Source organism: Haloterrigena gelatinilytica, assembly GCF_013342145.1.
Lineage (GTDB): Archaea > Halobacteriota > Halobacteria > Halobacteriales > Natrialbaceae > Haloterrigena > Haloterrigena gelatinilytica.
Genome location: NZ_JABUQZ010000001.1, coordinates 3,375,911 through 3,399,814, shown reverse-complemented (window position 1 = coordinate 3,399,814; position 23,904 = coordinate 3,375,911). Strand labels below are relative to the sequence as shown.

The window sequence follows — 23,904 nt, the reverse complement described above, 5'->3', positions numbered from 1 at the left end:
GGCCTGCGCCCTCGTATGAGCGCGTTTCCGGCATTTCAGGTGATTCCCGCCGTCGACATGCAGGACGGCGAGGTCGTCCAGCTCGTCCAGGGCGAGCGCGGGACCGAGAAGACCTACGGCGATCCCGTCGACGCCGCCCGGCGGTGGCTCGACGAGGGCGCCGAGGCGTTACACCTCGTCGATCTGGACGGCGCCTTCGAGGGCCGGCGGGCGAACGGCGACGCCATCGACGAGGTCCTCGAGACCGTCGACGTGCCCACCCAACTCGGCGGGGGCATCCGCACCGCCGACGACGCCGTCGATCTGCTCGAGCGCGGCGTCGACCGGGTCATCCTCGGCACCGCCGCCGTCGAGAACCCCGAGATCGTCGCCGAGATCAGCGAGCGCCACCCCGACAGCGTGGTCGTCAGCCTCGACGCGAAGGACGGCGAGGTCGTCGTCGAGGGCTGGACCGAAGGCGCCGGGATCTCGCCGGTCGACGCCGCCGAGCGCTACGAGGAACTGGGCGCCGCGGCGATCCTCTTCACGAACGTCGACGTCGAGGGGCAACTCGAGGGGGTCGCCACCGAACCCGTTCGCGAACTGGTCGCGGCGACCGATATCCCCGTGATCGCCAGCGGCGGCGTTGCGACCTTGGAGGACGTGCGGGCCCTCGAGGACGCCGGCGCCGCTGCCGTGGTGGTCGGAAGCGCGCTGTACGAAGGGCGGTTTTCGCTCGCGGAGGCGCAGGCTGCGGTCAGCGAGTGATCGAGACTAGCACTCCGTGTTCTCGAGGTTGACTCGAGCGGTCTACTGGTTCCGACGCACAGGGATTCCACGTCCTCCACAGTCGGCTCGTTCGCTCACACGACCCCCATGAGCCATCGGCTCCTCGCTATGATCAGACGCCGATAGCATGGTCGTGTCTGCTTGTCACGGCCGGGAGCGCGGCTCGAGCAACGCGAGAGCCGTGCGACCCGGGGGAGGGCAGGCGGTCGCACGAGTGTCACCGCGAGCGACCGTAGGGAGCGAACGGGCCGACGACTGACCCGCAGGGGAAGGAGGAGTGCTTTTAATCGAATTTTTGCCGAGGGTGCGCCTACGGCGCACCCGCAGCGCAAAACTTCGTCTTACGATCGCCAGAACGCCGGCGTCAGCAACACGAGCACGGGGACGATTTCGATGCGTCCGATCCACATCATGACGATCATGACGGTCCGCGTGGTGGTGGGGAAGCCGGCGTAGTTGTCCATGGGGCCGGCCATACCGAACGCGGGGCCGATGTTGAGGAAGATCGAGGCCGACGCGCTCAGGGCCTCGAACTCGGAGACGGCCGTCCCGGCGCGGACCGCGTCGACGACGACGAAGACGGTCAGGAGGGCGAAGATGCCGATCGCCAGCATGAGGTAGGCGAAGATGTCGCCGATCGTTTCTTCGTCGACGACGTCGTCGCCCAGTCGGACCGGGCGGACCGCCTGCGGGTGGATCGCAGTGAACAGAGAGCGCCGAAACGCCTTGAGCGCGACGAGCCAGCGCAGCGTCTTGATCGAGCAGGTCGTCGAACCGGCCATGCCGCCGAGGAACATACAGAAGAAGAGGAGCTGGGTCGCGCCCGCCGACCAGTAGTTGAAGTCCGTCGACGCGTACCCCGTCGTCGTCAGCATCGAGACCACGTTGAACAGCCCGTGTCGGACCGTCGCCTCGAGCCCGTCGTCGATCGTCGGATCGAGCCAGAGGATCGTTGCGACGAGCGCGCCGATGCTCGTCAACAGGCCGATGTAGAACCGGAACTCCGCCGACTCGAGGGGACGTCGCCACTCCCCCTGCGTGAGGGCGTAGAGCAGGACGAAGTTGGTCGCACCGAGGACCATGAAGGGGATGACGGCCCACTGGACGACGGGTTCGAACGCCCCGACGCTCTCTCCCTCCGGCGAGAAGCCGGCCGTCGCGACGCTGGTCAGCGCGTGGGAGACGGCGTTGAAGAGGTCCATGTTCGGAGCCAGCCCGAGCAGGTGGAGTCCGTAGAAGGTGCCCGCGGCCAGCGCCGTGAGACCGACGTACAACCCCCAGATGAGGCGGGCGGTCTCGTCGAGCCGCGGGCGGAGTTTCTGGACGCTTTTGGTCTGCGTTTCGGTCTCCATGAGCTGTGCGCCGCCGACCAGCAGGTTCGAGAGCAGGCCGATGGCGACGATCAGGATCCCCAGCCCGCCGAGCCACTGGAGGAGCTGGCGCCAGAGGAGGATCGCCCGGGACTGGTTGGCGAAGTCCCAGCCGCTCATCACCGTCGCGCCGGTCGTCGTAAGTCCGCTCATCCCCTCGAACGCGGCGTTGACGACGCCGTCGACCGAGAAGGCGAACGCGGAGGCCGAGGGCGCGCCGAGCCCGACGAGCACGAACGGGATCGTTCCGACGAGGGCGACGGTCAGCCACGTCAGCGAGACCATGAGAAAGGCCTCGCGCTGTCCCAGCGTCGGGTCGCCGCGCAGGCCCTCGAGGCCGATCCCGATCGCGACCGTCGCGATGATCGCAACGACGAACGGAACCGGATCCTCGGCGTCAAGCAGCGCCAGTACGAGCGGCGCGGCCAGCGGCACGGACAGCCACTTCAGGACGGTCCCGGTGAGACTACAGCTCGAGCGCCAGTCGACGCGAATCCGCATTGAATGGATCCACCTGTGCGAAGGAGACCATTAACGGTTCGGAAGTGGACGGACAGACCGGACGGCAGTCGACGTTCCGATCGGCGGCTCGGCGCTTACCGCTTGTAGCCGTGGCCGACGTAGAGGGCGCAGACGTTGACGGCGAGAAGGACGAGGAACGTGGCGGTGATCCGCGGATCGCCAAGCCCCTGTGCGAGCAGCGGCAGGTGGACGAACGGGAGGGCGATCGCGACCCAGAACGAGAGGAACTGCGTCGAGCCTTTGACTGAGCGGGCGAGCCGGCGGAGGCGCTGCTCGCGTTGTCGGTCCGATTCAGGGCCGGACGGACCGATCGATTCGTTCGAGAGCGGGGAGGGGTTTGACATCGATTCGGGTCACCTCTTCGTACACACGACATTCTCCCCGCTCATCATATAACGGACTGAATATTGTCGTCATTTCGCTTCGTTTTACCCCCGATAACGAGTCAATACGATATTTCGAAACTCGATTAGAGATAGTTAGATATTTCATAAGGCGATTAGAGTGTCTAAACCGATCCGAAGCTGTTTTTCGGCTACCGAGCGGTCGAGAGTGAAACGTGGGCGACAGTATCAGTATATAGACACTGTCGGCGCTGGCCACCTCGAGGGGGGACCGGTCGAGCGCAATTCCCTTGTACCGGCGGTGCGATCGAAGCGACATGAGCGAGCGAACGGCGACCCGAACGCGGGAGACGGCCGAGACGTCGATCGAACTCGAACTCGCGATCGACGGCACCGGCGAGGCCGACGTCGACACCGGGATCGGTTTCTTCGATCACATGCTGACGTCGTTCGCCAAACACGGCCTGTTCGACCTGACCGTCGACTGCGACGGCGACCTCGCGGTCGACGACCACCACACCGTCGAGGACGTCGCGATCGTCCTCGGGGAGGCGTTCGACGAGGCGCTGGGCGACCGGGCGGGAATCGTCCGCTACGCCGACCGGAAGGTGCCCCTAGACGAGGCCGTCGCCGGCGCCGTCGTCGACGTCAGCGGACGGCCCCGGTTCTACTTCGACGGGGCGTTCTCGCAGGCACAGATCGGTGACTTCACGAGCGACATGGCTCGTCACTTCGGCGAGTCGCTGGCGATGAACGCCGGCCTGACCGTCCACCTCGAGGTGGCCTCCGGCGAGAACGCCCACCACGAGGTCGAGGCGCTGTTCAAGGCGCTCGCGCGGACGCTCGACGACGCGACGCGACTCGACGACCACCGCGAGGGGACCCCGAGCACGAAGGGGACGCTCTAGGCGTCGGGTCGGCGCAGTTCGCCGCGCTTCTCGACGAACTCGTCCCGGTCGATCGCGTGATCGATGATCGCGTCGACTTCGCTGGACTCGAGGTCGTAGGCGCCGGCGGCCAGGCTTTCGACGGCGCTGCGCTGCATGGGGAACTCGCGGTTTCGCAGCAGCCGAAGCACCTTGCCGTACGCGGCCGGCGGCTGACTCCCGGCGTCTCGATCGGCTGCCGTGCCGGGCTCCGCGGCGCTCGAGCGCTCGTCGTCGGCCTCTGTTTCGTCGTCGGTTTTCTCCTGGGTTGTTGACTCCGTTTCCGACGTGTCCGACTCCCCGTCCACGGGGTCGGAGCGCTCGAAGGTGATCCCGTCCTCGAGCAGCGACTCGGAATCGATCGCCGCGTCACCGCCGGCGTCGGCGGCGCTGTTGTCAGTTTCGGCGGCTTCGGCTTCGGTGTCGTCGGATTCGGCGTCATTGGCGCCGACGTCATCGCCGGCGGCGTCGCTCTCGCCGGAAGTCGCGTCCGATACCGTCGCGTTGGGACTCGAGGCCCGCGACCGCTTCGGGGTCGACTCGTCGGCCGAGGCGACGACGGTTCCGCTCTCGCTCGCGTTTTCGCCGGCGCGATCGTCGCTGTCGTCGCTCTCGTCGGAGGGTCGTCCGTCCCCCGCGGACGCTGCCGACGACTCGCCGCCCGCGCCGGCGCGGGCGAGCAGCGGTTCGATGAGGGTCTGCAGCCGATCCTTGCAGTCGGTACAGAGGACGACGCGTCGCTGTTCGGCTTCGGTCGGCTCGAGTTCGGGCGGGACGATTTCGAAGGCCCCGGCGGCGTCGCCGCCGCAGAAGTCACAACGTCGGAGTTCGCGCATGGTGTGCCGTTTCGCCCGGACCGTCAAAAATCGCCCGTCAGACGCGCCGTTCGCTCGATGACGTCGATCACCGGGCCTTATACGCCGGCCGCCGTATACCCGCCAACGAATGTTCGACGAGATCATGGAGAAGTTCGAGGGCTCGCCCAGTCAGCAGGCGGTGATTCGCTTGCTGTTAGAGCGGGGGTTCTCGGTCAACGACGACGGCCGCGTCGTCTCCGGGGGGATCGAGATTCCGAACACGGGTATCGCTCGCGAGATCGGCGTCGATCGGCGCGTCGTCGACTCGACGACCGACGTCATCCTCGACGACCCCGAGCTGCGCCGCATCTTCCAGAACATCTCGCAGGTGCCGAGCCTGATGGATCTGGCGCCAGTACTGGACCTGACGGTGCTGACGGTCACGCCCGACGACGCCGATCAGAAGGGAATCGTCGCGGGGATCACCGGGCTCTTGGCCGAACACGACATCTCGATCCGCCAGACTATCAGCGAGGATCCGGAGTTCACCGACGAGCCACAGCTCTACCTGATCACCGACCAGGAGCTGCCGGGTAACGTCATCACCGAAATTCGGGACCTCGAGTTCGTCCGCAAGATCGAACTCCAGTGACGACTCACTCCTCGTCGTCGGTCGACACCGTATCGACGTGATCGTCTAACACCGACTTGGTCGCGGTCGTCAGTTCCTTGAACCGATCCATCGACATGTCGTCGGTCGTCACCCAGACGCCGTGGGGCCCGCGGATCACCCGGGAGAGGTAGCCGTTCTCGAACATCCGAACCGTCGCTTGGTACTCGCCGAGCTGCGTGTTGCGGTAGGCCGACTGGGAGCGAAAGCCGAGCCGTTCGTGATCGGCGAACCCGACGAGGTCGGCCGTCTGTTCGAGGTCCGAACGGAGGTAGATCTGCTCGACCTCGTCCTCGGTGAAGTAGGTGATGCTCCGCAGCTCGTCGCCGACGGCGGTTCGGCTGACGCTGAGGAGTTCCTCCGCGAGCGTCCGGTCGATGGTTTCGGTCTCGAGCTCGGTTTCGTCGCTCATACCTGCATCCACCACAGCGGGGGACAAGAGCGTACTGAACGTCGAGAATATGATAGTTCTCGGGACGAACGGACCGACGCGCTCTTTTCGCTACCGGGCGTACCGTCGCGTATCGTGCGAGGGGAGCCGCCGTGAGTCGATCGTACCGAACCGTCGCCCGAGCGGCCACCGCCGACTTCGTCGTACAGGGTTCGGAGTTCGTCGGCCGCGTTCGACCGGTCGACTCCGTCGACGCTGCCGAGTCGTTCGTCGACGCCGTCAGCGAGGAGTACGCCGACGCGACCCACAACGTCCCCGCCTACCGGGTGCGGGTCGGCGACGGAGCTGACAGCGGCGGGAACGGCGAGAACGCCGCGGGAGCGGGCTACTTCCTTCGAGAGTACTCGAGCGACGACGGCGAGCCCTCGGGTTCGGCGGGGAAGCCGGCGCTGAACGTCCTCACCCAGCAAGAGATCGAGAACTGCGCGGTCGTCGTCACGCGCTACTACGGCGGGACGAACCTCGGCGTCGGCGGCCTCGTCCGGGCCTACTCGCGGGCCGTCAAGGAGGCCGTCGAGGCCGCCGGCGTCGTCGAGGAACGACCCCACGAAGGGGTCTCGATCACCGTCGAATACGACGACTCCGGCACGGTCCGCGGGATTCTCGAGAGCGAGGGCTACGAGTTCGAGGCCGACTATCAGGAGGACGTCTCGTTCGACGTGCGCGTCCCCCTCGAGGAGGCCGACGCGTTCCGGGATCGGCTGCGGAGCGCGACGAGCGGGCGGGCGGACCTCGAGTAACGCGGGGACGACGCCTATCGTCTGCCGGCCGTCTCGAGGCGGCGATCGATCGCCTCGCGGAGGGCCTCGGGGTCCTCGAGGGCGTCTTGGTCGAAGCGGTGGTCGAACCGCCCGCGGTCGATGACGAGTTCGTCGCCGCGGAGCCGGACGTGGGTAATCGACGACCACGGGACAAACTGCCGGCGGTACGGTCGCTCCGTGGCGAACCCGTGTTCGTAGACGCGGATTTCGGCCGCCTCGCTCGAGGCGTCGGGGAACCATCTCGTCCAGCGACCTTCAGTGACGCTCACGACCGCGCCGAGAACCATGGCGCTGGTCCCGAGGACCGCAGACCACCAATCGCCGACGATGGCGCTGCTGACGGCCAGAAGCCCCCACATAAGGAACTGGATGAGATCGAGGGTCCACGAGCCGGACGGCGACCAGTACCAGCGCCAACTCCCGACGGGCTCGTCGCCCTCGGTGGCAGCGTCGACGTAGCCGTTCTCCGCCACCCGCGCGAGGAGGATCCCCGAAATCGCGACGGCACACGCCGACCCGAGTGCGGCGAATTTGACCTGCGACCCGAGTGACCACGGAAGCGACGCGACGATCACCGCGGCGAACGGGAGGGCCCCGCAGATGATCGCCAGCCTGCGGACCCACGTCCGACCGAGTCGCCCGGGGAGTCCGTGCAGGCGTCCCGCGAGCCCGGCACCGACGACGGCCCCCGTCGCGAACGTCGCGACAGCGATCGCGAGGAGGCGCGGGGACGATTCGAGCGACAGGGCGGCGGCCGTCGTCGCGAGCCCACCTAGCCCGGCGCCGACGTAGAGCCCGAACGCTACCCGGAACGTCGTCCCCGTCGGTCCGGGGCCGGCGTTGCCAGCCGCCGGTGTCGCGTTCGAATAGGACATATCTGAACCGTATTCGTGTGCGATCAAAAACAGTTCGGTCGAACGGAGTCACCGACGCACCGTCGTAACCCGCGATCAGGCGACCGCGGACGCGATTCGACGGTCGATGGCCTCGAGAACGGCCTCGGGGTCCTCGAGTTCGTCCCGGTCGAACCGCACGTCGCGGAGACCGCGGTCGATGACGAGTTCGCCCTCGCGCAGGCGGACGTGATTGACGTCGCGCCACGGGACGAACGCCTTCGTGTACGGCCGCCGTTTGACGAGTCCGGTCTCGTAGAATTGAATTTCGCAGCGCTCCCGGCCGGGGCCGAACGGCCACCGACCCTCGACGAGACAGGCCGCGACCCAGCCGACGGCCAGCAGCAACGACATGAGTCCCTGCATCGGATCCCTGGTGGCGACATTGCCGATGCCGAGGAGGACCCACGTCCCGGCGAGCAGGAGGTCGACGACCACGGAGCCGGGCGGCTCCCATTGCCACGTTTCCTCGGGTTCGCCGGGGGTGACGGCGTTGACGTACCGGTTTCCGGCCAGTTGCGAGAGGGCGTACCCCGACGCGAAGACCACGATCACCGACCAGAAGGAGACGGCACTGACGCCCGTCTCGAGCGGGACGAGCCAGACGACGACGATGGGCAGTACCGGCAGGACGATCGCGAGCCGGCGGCGCCAGTTCCGTCCCAGCCGTGAGGGGAGCCGCAGATCGACGCTCGCCGCCGCGAGGCCGACGAGAACGCCGACGGCGAACCCGGTCGCGTACGTGCCGCCGAGGCCGACGGGCGAGCGTCCGGTCAGTGCGCCGATCGTCGCGGCGAGCCACGCGAGGACGGCGCCGCTGTAGGCGCTGACTGCGAGCCGAAATATCGCGTCCGGTCCGCCGGTGTCGCCACCGGCGATGGACGCGGTCGCGGAGTCGGTATCGGTCACGCGCCGACGTACGGCCGCTTTCTATTAAAATAATGACTTGTTCGCCGCCCTCAGGCCTCGCCGGCCGCGGACGCGGACGGCTCCGCGTGGGTCCCCGTCGGCCGCGAGTAGTTGCGGTACGACAGCGTGGTGAGGATCACCAGTCCGACGATCCGCATCGGGAACGTCACCGAGAAGCCGGTCAGTCCGATCGAGACGCCGGCCAGCGCCAGCACGCCTTCGAGGACGAGCAGCGGGATCTCGGGAACCATCAGCAGGATCGACGCCACGGCGTACAGGGCGCGCCGGGTCGAGTCGACCGCCGAGTACTGGTAGCCGATGATGGTGACGCCGAGCGCGTACACCCCGGCGAACATTCCGATAACGGGGACGATGACTTCGGGGAGGAAGAAGCCGACGTCGGCCACGTCGCTCCAGCCGATGAGCCCCCACTGGCCGTCGACTTTCCGCGCGAGGATGATCCCCGGCGAGAACACGAAGGCGAAGGGGACGAGAACCTTGTTCAGCGAGAGGAGGAACGCGATGCTCGCGGTCTTGATCTCGTCGGCCTTGGCGACCCCCGCGCCCGCGAAGGCGGCGACGGCGACCGGCGGCGTAACGTCAGCCATCAGCCCGAAGTAGAGGACGAAGAGATGGGCGGCAACCACCCAGACGCCGATGTCCTCGATCGGGCCGCCGAGCATCGCGATGAGGATGATGTACATAGCGGTGGTGGGCATCCCCATTCCGAAGATGATCGACGCGACGCCCGTCAAGACGAGCAACAGCAACACGGAGTTACCGCTGACGGTGTTGATGAGCGCCGCAAGATTCGGGCCGAGCCCGGAGACGCTGATGACTCCCGGGACGACGCCTGCGGCGGCGACGGCGACGACGACCGTCGTCGCGGTCCGCGCGCCGGAGTCCATCGATTTCAGGACGAACGCCCCGAACCGGTAGCCGGTGTTTCGGGAGAGCGTGGGCCGATCGAGCAGCGCCGCCGTTTTGTCCGCGGCGTCGTCGACCGCCCCGTCAAGTTCGAGCAGCGGAGCCCCGCCCCGCGGTTGAACGAGCATGAATGCGAGACTGACGAGGAGCGCTATCAGACCGAGATCCGACGCCGCCGCGGTCGCCGCGTTGCCGAGGGAGTAGGCTGCGGTCGTCGATCCACCAACTACGCCGCCGAGGCCGGTGCCGTAACTCGCGAAGGCCGCGACCTGAACGAGATAGAGCGCGGCGATCGATCCCAGCAACGGAATGCGCGTTCGCTCGTTGTACGCGGCCACGACCGCGATCAGCGCGACGATGGTGACGATCGTATACCAGCCCGAGCGGTTGATCGAGAAGCGAGCGATGACGAGGAAATAGATCAGCAAGACGAGCGGAACGAGGTAGAACCAGCCGGTACGAAGCGCCGCGGGAACGTCGGGGAGTTCCGCGCGCGGGATACCGCCGATTCCGCCCTTAACGGCCTCGAAGTGGACCATCACCCACATTCCGAAGAAGAAGGCGATGGCGGGCAGGGTGGCCGCCACGATCACGTCCGAGTACGGCGTCCCGGTGAACTCGACGATGAGGAAGGCGACGGCACCCATGACGGGCGGGAGGATCTGGCCCCCGGACGACGCCGACGACTCCACCGCGCCGGAAAACGAGGGGGAGTAGCCCGACCGCTTCATCAGCGGAATCGTGAAGGCGCCCGTCGTCACCGTGTTCGCGATCGACGATCCGCTGAGCATGCCCATGAACCCGCTCGAGACGACGCTCGCCTTCGCCGGGCCGCCCTTTCTGGTGCCGGTCATCGAGTAGGCGAGGTCGATGAACCACTTGCCGGCGCCGCTCATCTCGAGGAACGCGCCGAAGAGGATGAAGATGTAGATAAACCGGACGCTGACGCTGACGGGCGTGCTGAACACCCCCGCCTCGACCGTGTACCAGAGGTTGTAGACGATATTGTCCCACTCGATGACCTGAATCGACAGGGCGCCGATCGGCGAGTCACTGGGGATCATGTAGCCCCAGCGGGCGTAGACGATAAACGACGCAACCAGCGCCATGAGGACGGCGCCGAGCGTCCGTCTGGTCGCCTCGAGTACCAACAGGATGCCGACGATCCCGAGGAAGTACGCGACGGGGAAGTCGACCGGAAGCCCCAGGGACGCGAGCGGCGCCACGAGCGGCTCGAGCCACGGGTATAGATCGTGGATCGCACTGGCGTTTTCGATGCCGATGATCGGGAGCGACCGAATCTCGTCGAACTCGGTGGTGATGTAGTAGGCCGGCCAGAGCGCGAGGACGATCAGCGCGACGTCCAGCGGCGTGATTCGGTCCCGTTCCGGATCGACGACGGCCCAGCGGACGCCGTCCGCGAGTCGAGCGATCGCCCTCGAGACGGCGTGGTCGGCGCCCAAGCGGTCGCGGACAGCCGGCGGGATCCGACCGAGCCGTCGCGCGACGAACCCGTCGCCTTCGCTCGCCGGAAACAGCAGAAAGGCGAGCACCAGCGCGAACGTGACGTGGATCGCGTTGACCTGTAACTGTTGGAGCGAGATGAACTGGAACTCGCCGATCATTGGCAGCGTTCCGCCGAACTGGCGCCCGCGGGCGGCGATCCACATCTGGAACGCCGAGAAGCTGATGCCGATCAGGGCGACGAGAACGGCCGCGGGCCCTCGAAGCGTCCGCCGCCGCTCGATTTCCTCGAGTATCTCGTCTGTCTGTTCGTCCGAAACCGTGTCCGTACCGTTCGTATCTATACTCATACCAGTAATCTCCCTGACCGCGCGTCGCTCTCGCTTCGGTCGTCGACGGCCGAGTCGATCCCCCGAAGGGCCGTCAGACGGTCACCGATGGTGCCGTCGATCGCGAGGACGACGGATCCGTTCGACCGCTCGACGAGGTCGTATCGGTCGCCGTCGACGACGAGTTCGTGGCCGGCGATCGAGCCGGGAGAGACCACGATCTCCTCGTGGGAGCCCTCGCCGTCGACGACGAACCCCTCGTCGGTCCGCTCGATCGGTTCGTCGGACGGCAGTCCCGCACCGTGGGAGTGAAACACCACTCGATCCGCGCGCAGTTCGGTTCCGTCGACGACGTACACGTCCTGAACGGGTGTCTTCTCGACGCTGTGCGTATACGAAAGGATCACCTCGTCGCCCTCGTCGACGGGGACCTCGAGCAGCGGCTCGCCCGAGTCGGCGTCGGCGACGACGAGCGTGCGTTCGGTCGCTCCCGACGCGACGACCGCGCCGGTCGCGACGAAAACCACGAGGGCGGCGACGACGACGGCGCTACCGTACCATTTAGTCGATCGTTCCATGAGTGGGAACCGAGGGCTGAAGATCCGTCCCGAACGTCAGTTGAAGTACGCCTCGGCGCCGGCGTGCAGGTCGATCGGCATCCCGTCTTGGGCCGAGTCGGCGTCGATGAACTCCGATTTCGTGCCGATCTCGTCGGTGTTGTCGAAGATCGCCGTCGTCACCTCTTCGACGGTCTCCTCGTCGACGCCCTCGTGGGTGGCGATCATCGCCTGGACGGAGACGGTATCGACGTCGTCGTCGACGCCGTCGTAGGTTCCGCCGGGGATGGTGTCCTCGGCGAACCACTCGGCGTCGGACATGATGTCTTCGCGCAGGTCGCCCGAGATCTCGACCAGTTCGATGTCCTGGTTGGTCGCGAGGTTCTCGACGGAGCCGACCGGCCAGCCGCCGACGGTAAACGCCGCGTCGACGTCGCCGTCCTGGACCTGGTCGGCCGCCGTTCCGAAGTCGGCGTTCTGCTCGTCGAAGTCGTCCTCACCGATGCCGGCGGTCTCGAGGATCTGCAGGGCGTTGACCTGCGTCCCGCTCCCGGTGTCTCCGGTGTTGACCGAGGCGCCTTCGAGGTCTTCGAGGCTGTCGATTCCCGAGTCGGCCTGCGTGATGACGTGGATCGTCTCGGGGTACAGCGTCGCGACGCCGCGGATGTTCTCCATCGCGTTGCCCTCGAGTTCCTCGATCCCGGTGCCGTTGACCGCGAAGTAGGCGATGTCGTTCTGAATCAGCGCGAACTCGGCGTCTTCCCTGTTGAGGCTGCTGACGTTCTCGACGCTCGCGCCGGTCGACTGGACCTGCAGGGAGTAGTCGGTCTGGTCTTCGACGATCGTCTTGAACTCGCCCGAAAGCGGATAGTACGTTCCGTCGGTGCCGCCCGAGTGCCACGCGAGCTGGTCCTCGTCTCCCTCGCCGGAACAGCCCGCGAGAGCGGCGATACCGGTTCCGCCGATGCCTGCGATGAATGTCCGTCTATTAATATTCTGGTTCATACCGCTAGCGATTTCGTCGGAGCTATTTATACATTTTTGATTGTAAATCATATAGCCGAAACAGTCGCATGGTATGTTGTGAAAATCATTGTTAGATGGCTATATTTTCAACCATCACTCATTCGGCGTGAATACCTCGGCTATAGAGGACGGAGACTCGTCGAGCGAGTACGGTCGGGACGGGTCGCACCCGTCGACGAGTTCGATCCCGTCCGTCTCGAGGAGATCGATGTCATCCGGAACCGCCGCCGGTGCGCAACGAGCGGGTGCGGGCGCCGTCGAGTGAATCGTCGCTGGCGCCGTCACCGCTCGGCCGATGTCTCCAGCCAGCGGTCGACGGCCTCGAGGACGGCGTCGGGGTCTCCCAGCTCATCGGAATCGAATCGGACGTCGCGCAGGCCGCGGTCGAGGACGAGTTCGCCCTCGCGCAGGCGGGCGTGGTCGATATCGCTCCACGAGACGTACGTCTTCGTGTACGGGCGCCGTTTGACGAGGCCGGTTTCGTAGAGTTGGACCTCGCAGCGGTCCCGTCCCGGACCGAACGACCACCGGCCCTCGATGAGACAGCTCGCGACCCAGAAGACGGCGAGTGCCAACCACAACAGGCCCTGCGCCGGGGACCCGGTGACGGCGTTACCGATTCCGATGACGAGCCACATCCCGGCGATCAGGGCGTCGACGACCGGGGAGCCGGGCGGCGTCCACCGCCACCGTTCCGCGGGCTCGCCGGGGGTGACCGCGTCGACGTACCGGTTCCCGGCCAGTTGCGAGAGGACGTATCCCGAGGCGAAGACCGTGATCACCGCCCAGAGCGCGACGACGTCGACGGCCGCCTCGAGCGGAGCGAACCAGACGACGGCGAACGGGACGGTCGGGACGACGACCGCCGCCCGCCGGCCGAGCGTGCGGCCGAGGCGGACGGGAAGCCGCGGATCCGCGGCCGCCAGCGCCAGTCCGCCGCCGAAGCCGACGGCGAACCCGGCCGCGTAGACGGCGAGGAGGGGACCCGGGACGAACGCGGTCAGGACGGCCGCGACCGAGACGACGCCCGCGAGGAGGACGCCGGCGTAGACGGCGACGGCGAGTCGAAATCGCCCGTTGGACGGCTCGTCGCCGCCGTCACCGAGCGCGACGCGCTCGGTCGAGTTTCGCGTTGCCATACTCGAGAGACGACGGCCAGCTGACAAAAAGCTACCGGACCCGACGGAGCTGGCGGTCGGCCGACTCGCGGGTCGGCGACGAACGGCTCCGATCGACGCTCGAGGGGCGAAACGCGGTCACGACCGCCTGCCGCCTCGCCGAGATATATGGGCCGGCGGGTACGACCTCGAGTATGAACGGGATCGAGGCGGTCGACTACCACGAGATCGCCCAGGTCGAGGAGCCGCGGCTCTCGCCGGACGACGAGCGGGTGGCGTTCGTCCGCCGGACGCCCGCCGACGACGAGTCGTACGCGGCGTCGATCTACACCGTCCCCGTCGGCGGCGACGAGGCCGCGCAGTTCACCGCGGGCGACGGCGTCGACTCCCAGCCCCGCTGGAGCCCCGACGGCGATCGACTCGCCTTCGCCAGCACTCGCGGCGAGGGCGACCGCGAGCAGGTCTGGCTCGTTCCGACCGACGGCGGCGAAGCGCGCCGGCTCACGTCGGTCGTCGGCGGGATCGACGACCTCGAGTGGAGTCCGGACGGTTCCCGACTGTGCTTCTCCCAGCGCGTCACGCCCGAGGATCGAGAGGCCGATCGGGACCGCGCGGTCGATTCCGACTACGAGCGCGAGGCCCCCGATCCGCGGGTGATCGACCGCACGATCTACCGGGCGGGAACCGAGTACTTCGACGGCCGGCGGCGCCACGTCTACGTCCTCGCGGTCGAGGCCGCGCTCTCGAGGGCTCCGGAGGACGATCCGGACGGAACGGCGATCACCCGCCTCACCGACGACGACGGGCCGGCCGACGCGGTCGTCGACTACGTCTCTCCGACGTGGGGCGACGACGAGACGGTCTACTACGCGGCCAAGGCCGCCGCGGCCGGCGAGGATCCCGACGACACGCTGACCTACGATCTGTACGAACACCGGACGGACTCCGGCGAGGTCGAGGCGTTCGCGCAAACGTCGGGCTGGCTCGAGTCCGGGTCGATCGACGCCACCGCGGACGGTCGCGTCGCCTTCGAGTTCACGCCGGAGGACCGGACATCGATGCGCCAGACCGAGATCCGCGTGCACGACCGCGGGACCGGCGAGGAGCGGACGCCGACGGAGCCCCTCGATCGAACCGTCGGCCACCGCTGTGGCTTCGAGTGGGCACCCGACGGCGAGACGCTGTACGTCACGACGCCCGACGAGGGTTCGCGCGTCTGCTGGTCGGTGCCCGGCGACGCGAGCGAGGAACCGGCGCGAGTCTACGGCGACGGCGTCGCGATCGCGGATTTCTCGGTCGGCGAGAACGCCGTCGCCTACGTCTACAGCGAGTGGGACCACCCCGGCGACGTCTTCGTGACGACCCGCGGCGGCAACGAGGCCCACCGGCTGACTCGCGTGAACGACGGCTACCTCGCCGACCGGCCCGTTCGGCGCCCCGAGGAGGTCTGGTTCGAAAACGACGATGGAACGGAGATTCAGGGCTGGCTCCTCACGCCACCCGAGTTCGACGCCGACGCGTCGCCGGGCGAGCGCTACCCCCTCGTCGTCGAGATTCACGGGGGTCCCCACGCCCACTGGACGACCGCGGGGACGATGTGGCACGAGTTTCAGACGCTCGCGGCGCGAGGGTACGTCGTCTTCTGGTGCAACCCGCGCGGGTCGACGGGGTACGGCGAGGACCGCGCGACGGCCATCGAAGGCGACTGGGGCGAGGTGACGCTCGCGGACGTGCTCGCCGGCGTCGAGACGGTCTGCGAGCGCGAGTTCGTCGACGACGACGAGGTCTTCGTCACCGGCGGCAGCTTCGGCGGATTCATGACGGCCTGGGCGGTCGCCCGGAGCGACCGCTTCGAGGCCGCGGTCTCCCAGCGGGGCGTCTACGATCTCGCCGGGTTCTACGGCTCGAGCGACGCGTTCAAACTCGTCGAGGACGATTTCGGGACGACGCCCTGGGACGACCCCGACTTCCTGTGGAACCAGTCCCCCGCCGCCCACGTCGCCGACGTCGACGCGCCGACGCTCGTGCTCCACGCCGACCGTGACTACCGGACGCCCGCCAACACGGCCGAACTGTTCGTCCGCGGGCTGCAGAAACACGGGGTCGACACGCGGCTGGTCAGGTATCCCCGCGAGGGCCACGAACTCTCCCGGTCGGGCGAACCCGCTCACGTCGTCGACCGACTCGAGCGCATCGCCCGCTGGTTCGACGGCTACTCCGCGTCTCACGAGTCACCACCGGCGCTCGAGCGCGAGCGCGACGCCGGGCTCTCCAGCGGGAGCGAAGACGACGAGAACGAAGAGTGAGCCTCGCGGCGTCGGGACGCGACTCCCGGCGGTCGGAGCAGCGTTTCGTCTGGACCCGCGACCGTCGAACTGCCCGAAAACGGCCGTTCGAGTGGGTTCGACCGGAAACGAAGGGGTTCGATTCGCGATCGACGACGCCGGTGTACAGACCCCAGCATTCCGATCGCCAGTCGGTGCAAGGAAATCCCTACGAGCGTCCCGCCCGTTCGTCCGCGTATGGAGAGAAACGTCGGCGGCTTCGACCGCGCGCTGCGGATCGTCCTCGGCGCGGCGCTGCTGGTGATCGGCTACCGAAACCGGGATCGAACGGCCGGCACGCTCGCGTTCGTCGCCGGCAGCGATATCGTCGCGACCGCAATTATTCGGCGGTGTCCGGTCAACGCCGTCCTCGGGATCGACACCTGTTCGGCCGAGTAGGGAGCAGGCACTCGAGCGCCCCGGTTCGCGGCCGAATCGCTACTCGTCGGGCTCGTAGGGGACTGCGTCGTCGCTGACCGGCGGCGCGCCGATCGCGATCACGTCGACCGACCCCTCGGCGTCCTCGGGGTTGTACGCTCGGTGGGGCGCTTCGGGCGGGGCCGCGAACATCGATCCCTCCGGTACCTCGAGTTCGCCTTCGGGCGTCTCGACGTGAAGCGTCCCCGAGAGCACGACGAACGCCTCCTCCTGTTGTTCGTGGTAGTGGTAGGCCAGCGGCAGCTGTTCGCCCGGCTCCGCGCGGAAGCGGTTGATCGCGACGTTCTCGAGGTCGGCCGCGTCGCTCAGCCGGCGCAGATCGCAGGGGCGACCCTCGACGGGCTCCCCGTCGTCCGGATCGATAACGGAGTACTCCATACGGAGCGATTACGGCTCGCTCACAAAAAGTCGACGGCGGCCGGCGGGTCGGCGACGGACGGTTACGTGGTGCGGAACGCCCGGTCGCCCGCGTCGCCCAGCCCGGGCACGATGAAGCCGTCGTCGTCGAGGCGGTCGTCGATCGAGACCGTCAGCAGGTCGGCCTCGGGGAACTCGTCGCCGACGCGGAGCAGCCCCTCCGGCGCGGAGACCGCCGAGAGGACGATCAGGTTCTCGGGCTCCGGCGAGTTCTCGATCACGTGATCGAGGACGGTACACATCGTGGACCCGGTCGCGAGCATCGGGTCGGCGATGATCACGGTGTCCTCCTCGGTGATCTCGGGGAGTTTCACGTAGTCGACGGAGATGGGGAACGAGCCGTCCTCGGCGCGGCCGGCCTCCTCGTCGCGGCTCGCGCTGATGACGCCCTGCCGAGCGCGGGGGAAGGCCTTCAACAGCCCCTCGACGAACGGCGTCGCCGCGCGCAGGACGTTGATGATCACGACGTCGTCCAGCCCGCGGACGCGCTCGCCCATGGTCTGCTCGAGGGGCGTCTCGATCTCGACGTACTCCGTTTCCATCCGGCCGTCGATGATCTCGTAGCCGCAGATCCGGCCGAGCTTCACGAGGCCCTTCCGGAAGCTGACCTGCTCGGTTTCGACGTCGCGGAGCCGCGAGAGCGTGTCCTTCGCCAGTGCGTGCGTGACGAGATAGGCGTTTTCCCGGTCTTCGATCGTCATACCCGTACAGCCTGTCGCCGGGTAGTTCACGTTGTCGATCAGCCGCGGCCGAGGCGGAATCTCCCGTGGTTCCGGCTGCCATCCCGCAACCCGCCGTCTGACGACGGGTTTCAATCCGCGATTACTCGGGCACACCCGTGCGGTTTCGGTCGTTATCGGCTGCTGGGACCGCGAAAGCCGGACGTTTTCTGACGTAAACGGACGAAACGGTAGAGCCGGTTTAATCGAGGGATCGGCGTAGCCGCCGGCACACTCGAGGTGCACTATTCATGACTCATCACTCGGATCAGCGGCAGCACGACCGAACCGGCGAACAGTACGGCCAGCGACCCGAGGCGAGGGGACCGGGGACGCGAACGGGCACCGGAATGGACGCCCAGCCGCAGTTCGGCGGCTCGTCCGAACAGTCCGAGACGGGCGGCCGGGAGACGAGCATGACACGTGACCGGGGGCCGAGTACCAGCCGGTCAACGACCGACCAGCAGGAGGACCCCCGACAGCAGGCCGGTCGGCCGATAGCCGACCGGGGGAGCGAACCGATGCGCGGCCGTCAGCGAGGCGGGCAGCGAATGAGCGGCCACCGGGACGGCCAGCGGACGAACTCCCACCGGATGGGGAGGCAGGGACCCCACCAAACCGGAACGCAGGGTACCCGCCGAACCGAGACGCGAGGGACACCGCAGGCTTCGCCGACGCGGGGGATGCAGCAGCGGGGCGGTGGGCAGACTACGCAGGCCCCCTTCTTCGAGGACCACATGACCGACGAGCTGTGGATCGCCCTCGAGGACTTCAGCGAGCTTTCCCACGTCGCCGCCTGGTGTGCCACGCGGTGTGCGAGCGGCGGACCGGAGCTCGGACGCTGCGCCCGAATCTGCCAGGATCTCGCCGAGATCGCGGCGCTCAACGAGATGCTGATCGCCCGCGACTCGATGTTCGGCCCGGAGATCGCGACCGCGTTCCTGCGGGTCGCCGACGAGGGGCTCCCGACGCTTCGGCAGTTCCGGGATCGCCACCCGCACGTCCTCGAGACGGTAGCGACGATCGAGCGAACGATGAACTCCTGCGAGAGCCTCCTCCGGCGGGTCGGCGGGGGCTCTCAGGGTCGTCAGGGGACCGGAACCGGCGCCGGATCGACCGGGTCTCGAGGGATGCGAGGGATGGCCGAACAGGGAGAGTACGGGCAGGGAATGAGCGGTCAGCCGAGGGGCGGCTCCGAGGTGACCGGACAGCGATACTGATCGCGGCGGCGGCCAGTCTTGCGCAGTAACGAAGTTTATAGCGATCCGTCCCCTAGGACCGTGGCAACCGAATGGAAGAGAGTATCTCGGGCTTCAAGGTTCGCGGTGACTGGGGCGACGTCGTCGAACACGGCGAGCGCATCACCCGCGCGCTCCGGGACGCCGGCGTCCACGATCCCGACGGAGCCGACGACACCCGCTTCGTCGACGCCTTCGAGGAGTGGGAGGAGTGGCGGCCCAAGGCCCACGAAACCCTCGATACCGATGTCAGCGAGAAGACGGCCGACCAGGCCAGCGTCGAGGAAGGGAAGGGCGAGAAGGCCGGTAAAGAACCCGACGAGGACATCAAAACCGCCGGCGAGAAGCTCTCCGAGTCCTACGAGCGACTCGAGGACGACGACGCCGAGGGCGCGGTCGGGAACTGGCGGGAGTCGATCGATTACGTCGCGCGCGCGGCCGACTCGGCGAGCCGCAAGGCGCTCCGTCGCGTCGAGGACACGGTTTACCAGAACGTGATGACCCAGCTGGCGCCGTACTACTTCGACAACGAACTGATCAGCGCAAACATCCAGCAGTCGACCCGCAACGGCGACAACGGCGAGCAGTTCGTCTTCGAGGTCAACGTCAACGACGACGTCCTCAAGGACGACGTCTCGGACCTGCTCGCGGAGTACGAGGACGAGATCGACCGCTGGCACGTCGGCGTCGAGAAGGACACCGACGCGGCCGAGGCCATCGAAGGGGCCGAGCCACCACCGGAGCCGGACGACGACTCGCGGTCGACGACGAACTGAGCACGAATCCGGTCCAACCGCGAACGGCGAACACGAGCGAGTTCGAGGCAGGTGCTGTTGTAGAATCCGCGGTCAAGGTAGACGGCCTTGACCTGCGCGTCAAGGCCGTCAAGGAGTTCGAAGAACTTACCAAGAGCATCGCTGGTGGCTTCGCCAACGACCAACTGGAGAACTGCTAGCGTGTATCGCTTGTTACGCACCCGCGCGTAGAGCGTGAAGTAGGCGTGAAAGGCGGTGGTTCCTCGTTTCGCCTGCGAGAAGTACAGTGACTCCGTCTCGTCCTCGTCACCGTAGGAGGGATCGAGGTGGAGGTCGGCGACGACCTCCGCCGGTCGATCTGGAGGCGTCTCAAGGACATCCCGTTGAAGAAGCGTGTTCCCGGCCGCTCCAACGGTATCAAGATCGAACTGATCGGTAAGATATCCACGGATGGTATTGGCGTGGGGCGAGTCGTTAGTTTTCTCGCAGACGTGATTGATCGAGGCCCTCTGTCGTGACCTCCTCGTTCTCCCCGAGCTCCAGCGAAAGTTCCCTATCGAGACTGTTGACGACAAAATTAAGCAGGTGCTCTTCTTTTAGCTCGTTGTCTGCTCGGGTTGATTCCACACCTTCTCCAAGCAGATACTCGTTCTAGTCCGATGTGATCGACTGATTTTGCATCAGTCGGCAGTACCGATCAACGACTCTCATCCTGTGATCTGTGTCCGCATTCTCGTAGTGTTCGAACGCACACTCTCCAGGTTCTGATCAGATATTGCCGTTATTTATTTGATGAGTTGCAACGATCGCATCAAAAATAGTGTGAATGGGTGAGTCAGTCAATTAGGGACAGGATCACAGGCAGGATCTAGTTCACAAGGGGTAGGACCGCCGTCTTTGTGGTCGTCGTCTTTGTGGTCAAAGGGGAAATCGATCTTGTCGTCTTTGTGGTTGAAGGGGAAGTCGTCCCCGAAGTCGATTTCGTGCTTTTTGTCGTGTTTGTCGTCGTGTTTGTCGTCGTGCTTTTTGTCGTGCTTTTTGTCGTGTTTGTCGTCGTGCTTTTTGTCGTGCTTTTTGTCGTGTTTGTCGTCGTGCTTTTTGTCGTGCTTTTTGTCGTGTTTGTCGTCGTAGTCGTGCGCAACCACGCCGCCTGCAAACAGCACGCTACCTATCACTACTACTGCCAGTACAATTGAAAGTGCACGTTTCATTGTTCAGTCACCGTGTCAGGCAACATAGGCCACAGTAGGGAACATCCCTCGTATGACGGTGCTGTTGCTCATCACGAGGAAACTGCAATTTCCCCCCTTGTGGCGTGTTGCCCGGTTATTACTGTCACCAGAGATCCATTTAAATTCGGTAAATAGTTTCGAATGAACTCTGAGATTAGAGCGACTGATAGCTCTGTTTGTTGATCTAGATTCATTTTCACTGGTTATATAAAAGAATTACTCCTCGTGTTGACAACATTACCGGGAGTTCTCATCGCTATTTTCGACAGGGATATCCGTGTTCCGGCTGCCAAAATATATCGGATAAGATTTATTATTTGGCACTGTCTAGTTAAGCGCTTCTACTGTAGAACGGTGTTTCAGAACCTGTCGCAGAAAAGACCGTACAATCTGGGGTTATCACTTCTTCTGAGACGTTTGCTGAAGCAGTCGAATGTTCGCCGCTCGTGGAACCGGGTTTCGTTGTGTCAGATCATAGCTGGTGGTTTCACGACCGATACCGTCACTTCGTCATCGTCCTATCTTGCGGTTTCCGTTATATAGACAGTGCCGCAACCCCATGCGAGTAGTTCTATGACGGCCTCATCCTGTGTTGAGACGGCGTCGACGCCGTCGACTGGCGCTCCGAGGTCGGCACACACTTGTAGGGCTAGCTGGTATGCCGGGATAGATGGTCGAGCTCGTGACGATCGCGACGTTTCTGGTGGCCGCACTGGCCAGCCTCTTTATGGCCTGGGCGATCGGTGCCGGCTCGAGCGGCTCGACGCCCTTCGCCCCGGCGGTCGGCGCGAACGCGATCTCGGTGATGCGAGCGGGGTTTCTCGTCGGCCTTCTCGGCTTCGCCGGCGCGGTGTTACAGGGCGCGAACGTCTCCGAGGCGGTCGGCGCCGAACTGATCCGCGGCGTGACGCTGTCGCCGATGGCGGCGACGATCGGGCTGTCGATCGCGGCCGGGCTGGTCGCGATCGGCGTCTTCGCGGGGTATCCCATCGCGACCGCCTTCACCGTGACGGGGGCGGTCATCGGCGTCGGGCTGGCGATGGGCGGCGATCCGGCGTGGGCGAAGTACACCGAGATCGCCACACTCTGGATCCTGACGCCGTTCGTCGGCGGTGGTCTCGCGTACACGATCGCCCGCCTGCTCCGGGCCGAACTGATCGCCGAGCGGTATCTCATCATGCTCCTGGCCGCCTTCGTCGGCGTCCTCGTCGCCAACATCGAGTTCGCGATCCTCGGCTCGGCGGGGGCCGGCGGGGCGTCGATCGCTCAGGCCTCGAGTCGCTGGATCCCCGGCCCCGAAATCGCCGGCACCGTCGGGATGACGGCCGCCATCGCGGTCCTCTGGGCGGGGGCCGTCGGCTTCGACCTCCGGAACGGCCTCGAGAGCGGCGAGCGCCACTTCCTGCTCGTGTTGGGCGGACTGGTGGCGTTCTCGGCGGGCGGCAGTCAGGTCGGGCTGGCGGTCGGGCCGCTGATCCCGCTGTCGGGTGACCTCGAGATCCCCCTGATCGCCCTGCTCGTCGGCGGCGGGTTCGGACTCCTGTTGGGTTCGTGGACCGGCGCGCCGCGGATGATCAAGGCGATCTCGCAGGACTACTCCTCGCTGGGGCCGCGCCGATCGATCGCCGCGCTCATCCCCTCGTTTATGATCGCCCAGAGCGCGGTGCTGTTCGGCATTCCCGTCTCGTTCAACGAGATCATCGTCAGCGCGATCATCGGGAGCGGCTACGCCGCCGCGGGCGCCGGCGGCGGCGTCAGCGCCCGGAAGATGGGGTACACAGTCCTCGCGTGGATCGGCTCGCTGGCCGGCTCGGTTATCATCTCCTACGCCGGTTTCGTCGCGGTCGCCGCCGTTCTCGGCTGAGTCGGTCGACATCGAACAGGCTTTACACGACCGGTCGCGAGTGAGCGTATGGACGAGGACGTGTCCGCGGACTCGAGCGACGCCGAGACGATCCAGTGGCGACGCGACGCCTCGACGTCTCGCACCGTTCGACTCCTGTGGTCGCTCGGCGTCGGAACGTTCTTCGCGACCGCTTCCATCATCGTCTTCTGGCGGCTGTACGACCTCGCCCGGCAGGCTGACGCCGGCTCTCTCATCGTCGCGCTGTTCGCCGCGCTCGTCGTGACGGTGCTCGCCGTCGCCACCGTCGGCGACACCGAACGACACCTCGCGACCCTCACCGGACCGCTCCCCGTCGACGCGCCGTCCGGACCGGGCCTCGAGCGGCTGGTGGACGCCGCTCTCGGAACGATCGCGATGCTGGCGGTCATGGGATCGCTGATGGCCGTCGGCCGGGTCGTCTCCCAGCGGGAACTGCTGGCCGTCGGCGCCGGCCCGTTCACCGGGCTGGCCGCGCTGCTGGTCCCGCTGGCCCTCGTCGCGCTCGTGCTCGCCTCGTTCCTGCGGTCGGTCGGCGCGCTCGACCCCGAGGAGGGGACGATCTACCTCTACGATCCCGACCAGGCGATCGACCTCGCGGTCATTCGGGACGCCTCGACTCGGCGGCTCGGCGACGCGGCGATCGTGTCCCTCGAGTACGCCCAGCCCGACGGCCAGTACGTTCCCGGCCCGCGCCGGATCGTCATGCCCCCCGAGGTCGCCCGGAAAGTGGAGTCGCTGGTCGAGACGACCGGTGCGTGAGTCCGTTCCCCCGCGTCCCGGACCCGCTCCGCCGGCCCGAGCCGGTCGGTGACCGATACCGTCGTCCGCTTTGACGCATTTACCACGATCGGACAACCTCCGGCGCGTGCCGCTGCTCACGTGGGCCGGGATGCTCGACGAACTCGTCCCCTACCGAGGCGTCCGCAACTACCGCGACGACCTCGTTGAGCACGGCTAGCCGCCGGCTCGATTCGTTCCCACGGGACGACCACTTCACGTTCTTCGCGCGGGACGAGTGGGGTCCCGGCCGGGACTCCCTCGGCGTCGTGAGCGACTCGAACGGG

Annotated in this window: 23 protein-coding genes and 1 pseudogene; 10 read left to right on the top strand and 14 right to left on the bottom strand. The window is 66.4% G+C overall.

Translation table 11 applies throughout. The features are described 5' to 3' along the window. The first annotated feature begins 15 nt into the window (after positions 1-15). On the top strand, positions 16-747 hold the full coding sequence (hisA, locus tag HTZ84_RS16890; RefSeq protein ID WP_174681739.1) for a 1-(5-phosphoribosyl)-5-[(5-phosphoribosylamino)methylideneamino]imidazole-4-carboxamide isomerase: 732 nt from the start codon (positions 16-18) through the stop codon (positions 745-747). A gap of 362 nt (positions 748-1,109) precedes the next feature. On the opposite strand, the gene HTZ84_RS16885 is transcribed toward hisA, so the two are convergent. Both HTZ84_RS16885 and HTZ84_RS16880 read right to left on the bottom strand, forming a co-directional pair. Further along, entirely contained in the window at positions 1,110-2,639 is a 1,530-nt protein-coding gene (locus HTZ84_RS16885; protein ID WP_174681738.1) for a TrkH family potassium uptake protein, read from the bottom strand. A gap of 95 nt (positions 2,640-2,734) precedes the next feature. Then, on the bottom strand, positions 2,735-3,004 hold the full coding sequence (locus HTZ84_RS16880) for a hypothetical protein (RefSeq protein WP_174681737.1): 270 nt from the start codon (positions 3,002-3,004) through the stop codon (positions 2,735-2,737). 317 nt (positions 3,005-3,321) lie between these two features. On the opposite strand from HTZ84_RS16880, the gene hisB reads away from it, so the two are divergent. Beyond that, complete coding sequence (gene hisB, locus HTZ84_RS16875; RefSeq protein ID WP_174681736.1) at positions 3,322-3,912, top strand: imidazoleglycerol-phosphate dehydratase HisB; 591 nt, start codon at positions 3,322-3,324, stop codon at positions 3,910-3,912. Here hisB and HTZ84_RS16870 read toward each other — a convergent pair. Next, positions 3,909-4,766, bottom strand: coding sequence for a prolipoprotein diacylglyceryl transferase (locus HTZ84_RS16870; RefSeq protein WP_174681735.1), 858 nt, complete (start codon positions 4,764-4,766; stop codon positions 3,909-3,911). The two genes, hisB and HTZ84_RS16870, sit on opposite strands and share 4 nt — an antisense overlap. 109 nt (positions 4,767-4,875) lie before the next feature. Here HTZ84_RS16870 and HTZ84_RS16865 point away from each other — a divergent pair, with 109 nt between their 5' ends. Further along, positions 4,876-5,379 (top strand): amino acid-binding protein, encoded by a 504-nt coding sequence (locus tag HTZ84_RS16865; protein WP_174681734.1) that lies wholly within the window; start codon positions 4,876-4,878, stop codon positions 5,377-5,379. Between the two features lie 4 nt (positions 5,380-5,383). Here HTZ84_RS16865 and HTZ84_RS16860 read toward each other — a convergent pair whose 3' ends face one another. Further along, complete coding sequence (locus tag HTZ84_RS16860; RefSeq protein ID WP_174681733.1) at positions 5,384-5,809, bottom strand: DUF7522 family protein; 426 nt, start codon at positions 5,807-5,809, stop codon at positions 5,384-5,386. Between the two features lie 131 nt (positions 5,810-5,940). On the opposite strand from HTZ84_RS16860, the gene HTZ84_RS16855 reads away from it, so the two are divergent. Further along, entirely contained in the window at positions 5,941-6,588 is a 648-nt protein-coding gene (locus tag HTZ84_RS16855; protein WP_174681732.1) for an IMPACT family protein, read from the top strand. A 14-nt stretch (positions 6,589-6,602) separates the two neighbouring features. Here HTZ84_RS16855 and HTZ84_RS16850 read toward each other — a convergent pair whose 3' ends face one another. The 6 genes from HTZ84_RS16850 to HTZ84_RS16825 all read right to left on the bottom strand — a co-directional run bounded on the left by HTZ84_RS16850 (position 6,603) and on the right by HTZ84_RS16825 (position 13,853). Next, positions 6,603-7,484 carry a hypothetical protein gene (locus tag HTZ84_RS16850; protein ID WP_174681731.1) on the bottom strand — a complete coding sequence of 294 codons (882 nt, stop codon included), beginning with the start codon at positions 7,482-7,484 and terminating at the stop codon, positions 6,603-6,605. Positions 7,485-7,559: 75 nt separating this feature from the next. Further along, positions 7,560-8,411, bottom strand: coding sequence for a hypothetical protein (locus HTZ84_RS16845; protein WP_174681730.1), 852 nt, complete (start codon positions 8,409-8,411; stop codon positions 7,560-7,562). A 50-nt stretch (positions 8,412-8,461) separates the two neighbouring features. Continuing rightward, a complete protein-coding gene (locus HTZ84_RS16840; protein ID WP_174681729.1) occupies positions 8,462-11,152 on the bottom strand; it encodes a TRAP transporter permease in 2,691 nt (896 codons plus the stop codon). Beyond that, a complete protein-coding gene (locus HTZ84_RS16835; protein ID WP_174681728.1) occupies positions 11,149-11,709 on the bottom strand; it encodes a DUF1850 domain-containing protein in 561 nt (186 codons plus the stop codon). Before HTZ84_RS16835 ends, HTZ84_RS16840 begins: the two co-directional genes overlap by 4 nt. A gap of 36 nt (positions 11,710-11,745) precedes the next feature. Next, complete coding sequence (locus tag HTZ84_RS16830) at positions 11,746-12,693, bottom strand: TAXI family TRAP transporter solute-binding subunit (protein WP_174681727.1); 948 nt, start codon at positions 12,691-12,693, stop codon at positions 11,746-11,748. A 302-nt stretch (positions 12,694-12,995) separates the two neighbouring features. Beyond that, positions 12,996-13,853, bottom strand: a complete 858-nt coding sequence (locus HTZ84_RS16825) for a hypothetical protein (RefSeq protein WP_174681726.1) — start codon at positions 13,851-13,853, stop codon at positions 12,996-12,998. A 173-nt stretch (positions 13,854-14,026) separates the two neighbouring features. Here HTZ84_RS16825 and HTZ84_RS16820 point away from each other — a divergent pair, with 173 nt between their 5' ends. Both HTZ84_RS16820 and HTZ84_RS16815 read left to right on the top strand, forming a co-directional pair. Beyond that, a complete protein-coding gene (locus tag HTZ84_RS16820) occupies positions 14,027-16,138 on the top strand; it encodes a S9 family peptidase (RefSeq protein ID WP_174681725.1) in 2,112 nt (703 codons plus the stop codon). A gap of 216 nt (positions 16,139-16,354) precedes the next feature. Beyond that, positions 16,355-16,555 (top strand): YgaP family membrane protein, encoded by a 201-nt coding sequence (locus HTZ84_RS16815; RefSeq protein WP_174681724.1) that lies wholly within the window; start codon positions 16,355-16,357, stop codon positions 16,553-16,555. 39 nt (positions 16,556-16,594) lie between these two features. Here HTZ84_RS16815 and HTZ84_RS16810 read toward each other — a convergent pair whose 3' ends face one another. Both HTZ84_RS16810 and upp read right to left on the bottom strand, forming a co-directional pair. Then, positions 16,595-16,972: a cupin domain-containing protein gene (locus tag HTZ84_RS16810; protein ID WP_174681723.1), complete on the bottom strand. Its 378-nt coding sequence runs from the start codon at positions 16,970-16,972 to the stop codon at positions 16,595-16,597. Between the two features lie 62 nt (positions 16,973-17,034). Then, on the bottom strand, positions 17,035-17,712 hold the full coding sequence (gene upp, locus HTZ84_RS16805; RefSeq protein ID WP_174681722.1) for a uracil phosphoribosyltransferase: 678 nt from the start codon (positions 17,710-17,712) through the stop codon (positions 17,035-17,037). Between the two features lie 269 nt (positions 17,713-17,981). Here upp and HTZ84_RS23130 point away from each other — a divergent pair, with 269 nt between their 5' ends. Together HTZ84_RS23130 and HTZ84_RS16795 are read left to right on the top strand one after the other, a co-directional pair. Then, positions 17,982-18,950 (top strand): hypothetical protein, encoded by a 969-nt coding sequence (locus tag HTZ84_RS23130; protein ID WP_309138877.1) that lies wholly within the window; start codon positions 17,982-17,984, stop codon positions 18,948-18,950. A gap of 71 nt (positions 18,951-19,021) precedes the next feature. Beyond that, positions 19,022-19,744 carry a DUF5828 family protein gene (locus tag HTZ84_RS16795; protein WP_174681721.1) on the top strand — a complete coding sequence of 241 codons (723 nt, stop codon included), beginning with the start codon at positions 19,022-19,024 and terminating at the stop codon, positions 19,742-19,744. Between the two features lie 38 nt (positions 19,745-19,782). Here the strand turns inward: HTZ84_RS16795 and HTZ84_RS16790 are convergent. Both HTZ84_RS16790 and HTZ84_RS16785 read right to left on the bottom strand, forming a co-directional pair. Further along, positions 19,783-20,350, bottom strand: a pseudogene (locus HTZ84_RS16790) (ISH3 family transposase); the annotation flags it as partial. A gap of 212 nt (positions 20,351-20,562) precedes the next feature. After that, a complete protein-coding gene (locus tag HTZ84_RS16785; protein ID WP_174681720.1) occupies positions 20,563-20,934 on the bottom strand; it encodes a hypothetical protein in 372 nt (123 codons plus the stop codon). Between the two features lie 691 nt (positions 20,935-21,625). Here HTZ84_RS16785 and HTZ84_RS16780 point away from each other — a divergent pair. Together HTZ84_RS16780 and HTZ84_RS16775 are read left to right on the top strand one after the other, a co-directional pair. Continuing rightward, entirely contained in the window at positions 21,626-22,819 is a 1,194-nt protein-coding gene (locus HTZ84_RS16780; RefSeq protein ID WP_174681719.1) for an inorganic phosphate transporter, read from the top strand. Positions 22,820-22,867: 48 nt separating this feature from the next. Then, positions 22,868-23,599: a hypothetical protein gene (locus HTZ84_RS16775; protein WP_174681718.1), complete on the top strand. Its 732-nt coding sequence runs from the start codon at positions 22,868-22,870 to the stop codon at positions 23,597-23,599. Positions 23,600-23,904 lie beyond the last annotated feature (305 nt).

Coding starts and splice junctions, on each gene's coding strand:
- HTZ84_RS16885 (WP_174681738.1), bottom strand. CDS start 2,639: ATGCGGATTCGCGTCGACTGGCGCTCGAGCTGTAGTCTCACCGGGACC.
- HTZ84_RS16840 (WP_174681729.1), bottom strand. CDS start 11,152: ATGAGTATAGATACGAACGGTACGGACACGGTTTCGGACGAACAGACA.
- HTZ84_RS23130 (WP_309138877.1), top strand. CDS start 17,982: ATGACTCATCACTCGGATCAGCGGCAGCACGACCGAACCGGCGAACAG.
- HTZ84_RS16865 (WP_174681734.1), top strand. CDS start 4,876: ATGTTCGACGAGATCATGGAGAAGTTCGAGGGCTCGCCCAGTCAGCAG.
- HTZ84_RS16850 (WP_174681731.1), bottom strand. CDS start 7,484: ATGTCCTATTCGAACGCGACACCGGCGGCTGGCAACGCCGGCCCCGGA.
- hisA (WP_174681739.1), top strand. CDS start 16: ATGAGCGCGTTTCCGGCATTTCAGGTGATTCCCGCCGTCGACATGCAG.
- HTZ84_RS16830 (WP_174681727.1), bottom strand. CDS start 12,693: ATGAACCAGAATATTAATAGACGGACATTCATCGCAGGCATCGGCGGA.
- HTZ84_RS16880 (WP_174681737.1), bottom strand. CDS start 3,004: ATGTCAAACCCCTCCCCGCTCTCGAACGAATCGATCGGTCCGTCCGGC.
- HTZ84_RS16780 (WP_174681719.1), top strand. CDS start 21,626: ATGGTCGAGCTCGTGACGATCGCGACGTTTCTGGTGGCCGCACTGGCC.
- HTZ84_RS16795 (WP_174681721.1), top strand. CDS start 19,022: ATGGAAGAGAGTATCTCGGGCTTCAAGGTTCGCGGTGACTGGGGCGAC.
- hisB (WP_174681736.1), top strand. CDS start 3,322: ATGAGCGAGCGAACGGCGACCCGAACGCGGGAGACGGCCGAGACGTCG.
- HTZ84_RS16775 (WP_174681718.1), top strand. CDS start 22,868: ATGGACGAGGACGTGTCCGCGGACTCGAGCGACGCCGAGACGATCCAG.
- HTZ84_RS16810 (WP_174681723.1), bottom strand. CDS start 16,972: ATGGAGTACTCCGTTATCGATCCGGACGACGGGGAGCCCGTCGAGGGT.
- HTZ84_RS16870 (WP_174681735.1), bottom strand. CDS start 4,766: ATGCGCGAACTCCGACGTTGTGACTTCTGCGGCGGCGACGCCGCCGGG.
- HTZ84_RS16815 (WP_174681724.1), top strand. CDS start 16,355: ATGGAGAGAAACGTCGGCGGCTTCGACCGCGCGCTGCGGATCGTCCTC.
- HTZ84_RS16785 (WP_174681720.1), bottom strand. CDS start 20,934: ATGAAACGTGCACTTTCAATTGTACTGGCAGTAGTAGTGATAGGTAGC.
- upp (WP_174681722.1), bottom strand. CDS start 17,712: ATGACGATCGAAGACCGGGAAAACGCCTATCTCGTCACGCACGCACTG.
- HTZ84_RS16835 (WP_174681728.1), bottom strand. CDS start 11,709: ATGGAACGATCGACTAAATGGTACGGTAGCGCCGTCGTCGTCGCCGCC.
- HTZ84_RS16820 (WP_174681725.1), top strand. CDS start 14,027: ATGAACGGGATCGAGGCGGTCGACTACCACGAGATCGCCCAGGTCGAG.
- HTZ84_RS16825 (WP_174681726.1), bottom strand. CDS start 13,853: ATGGCAACGCGAAACTCGACCGAGCGCGTCGCGCTCGGTGACGGCGGC.
- HTZ84_RS16860 (WP_174681733.1), bottom strand. CDS start 5,809: ATGAGCGACGAAACCGAGCTCGAGACCGAAACCATCGACCGGACGCTC.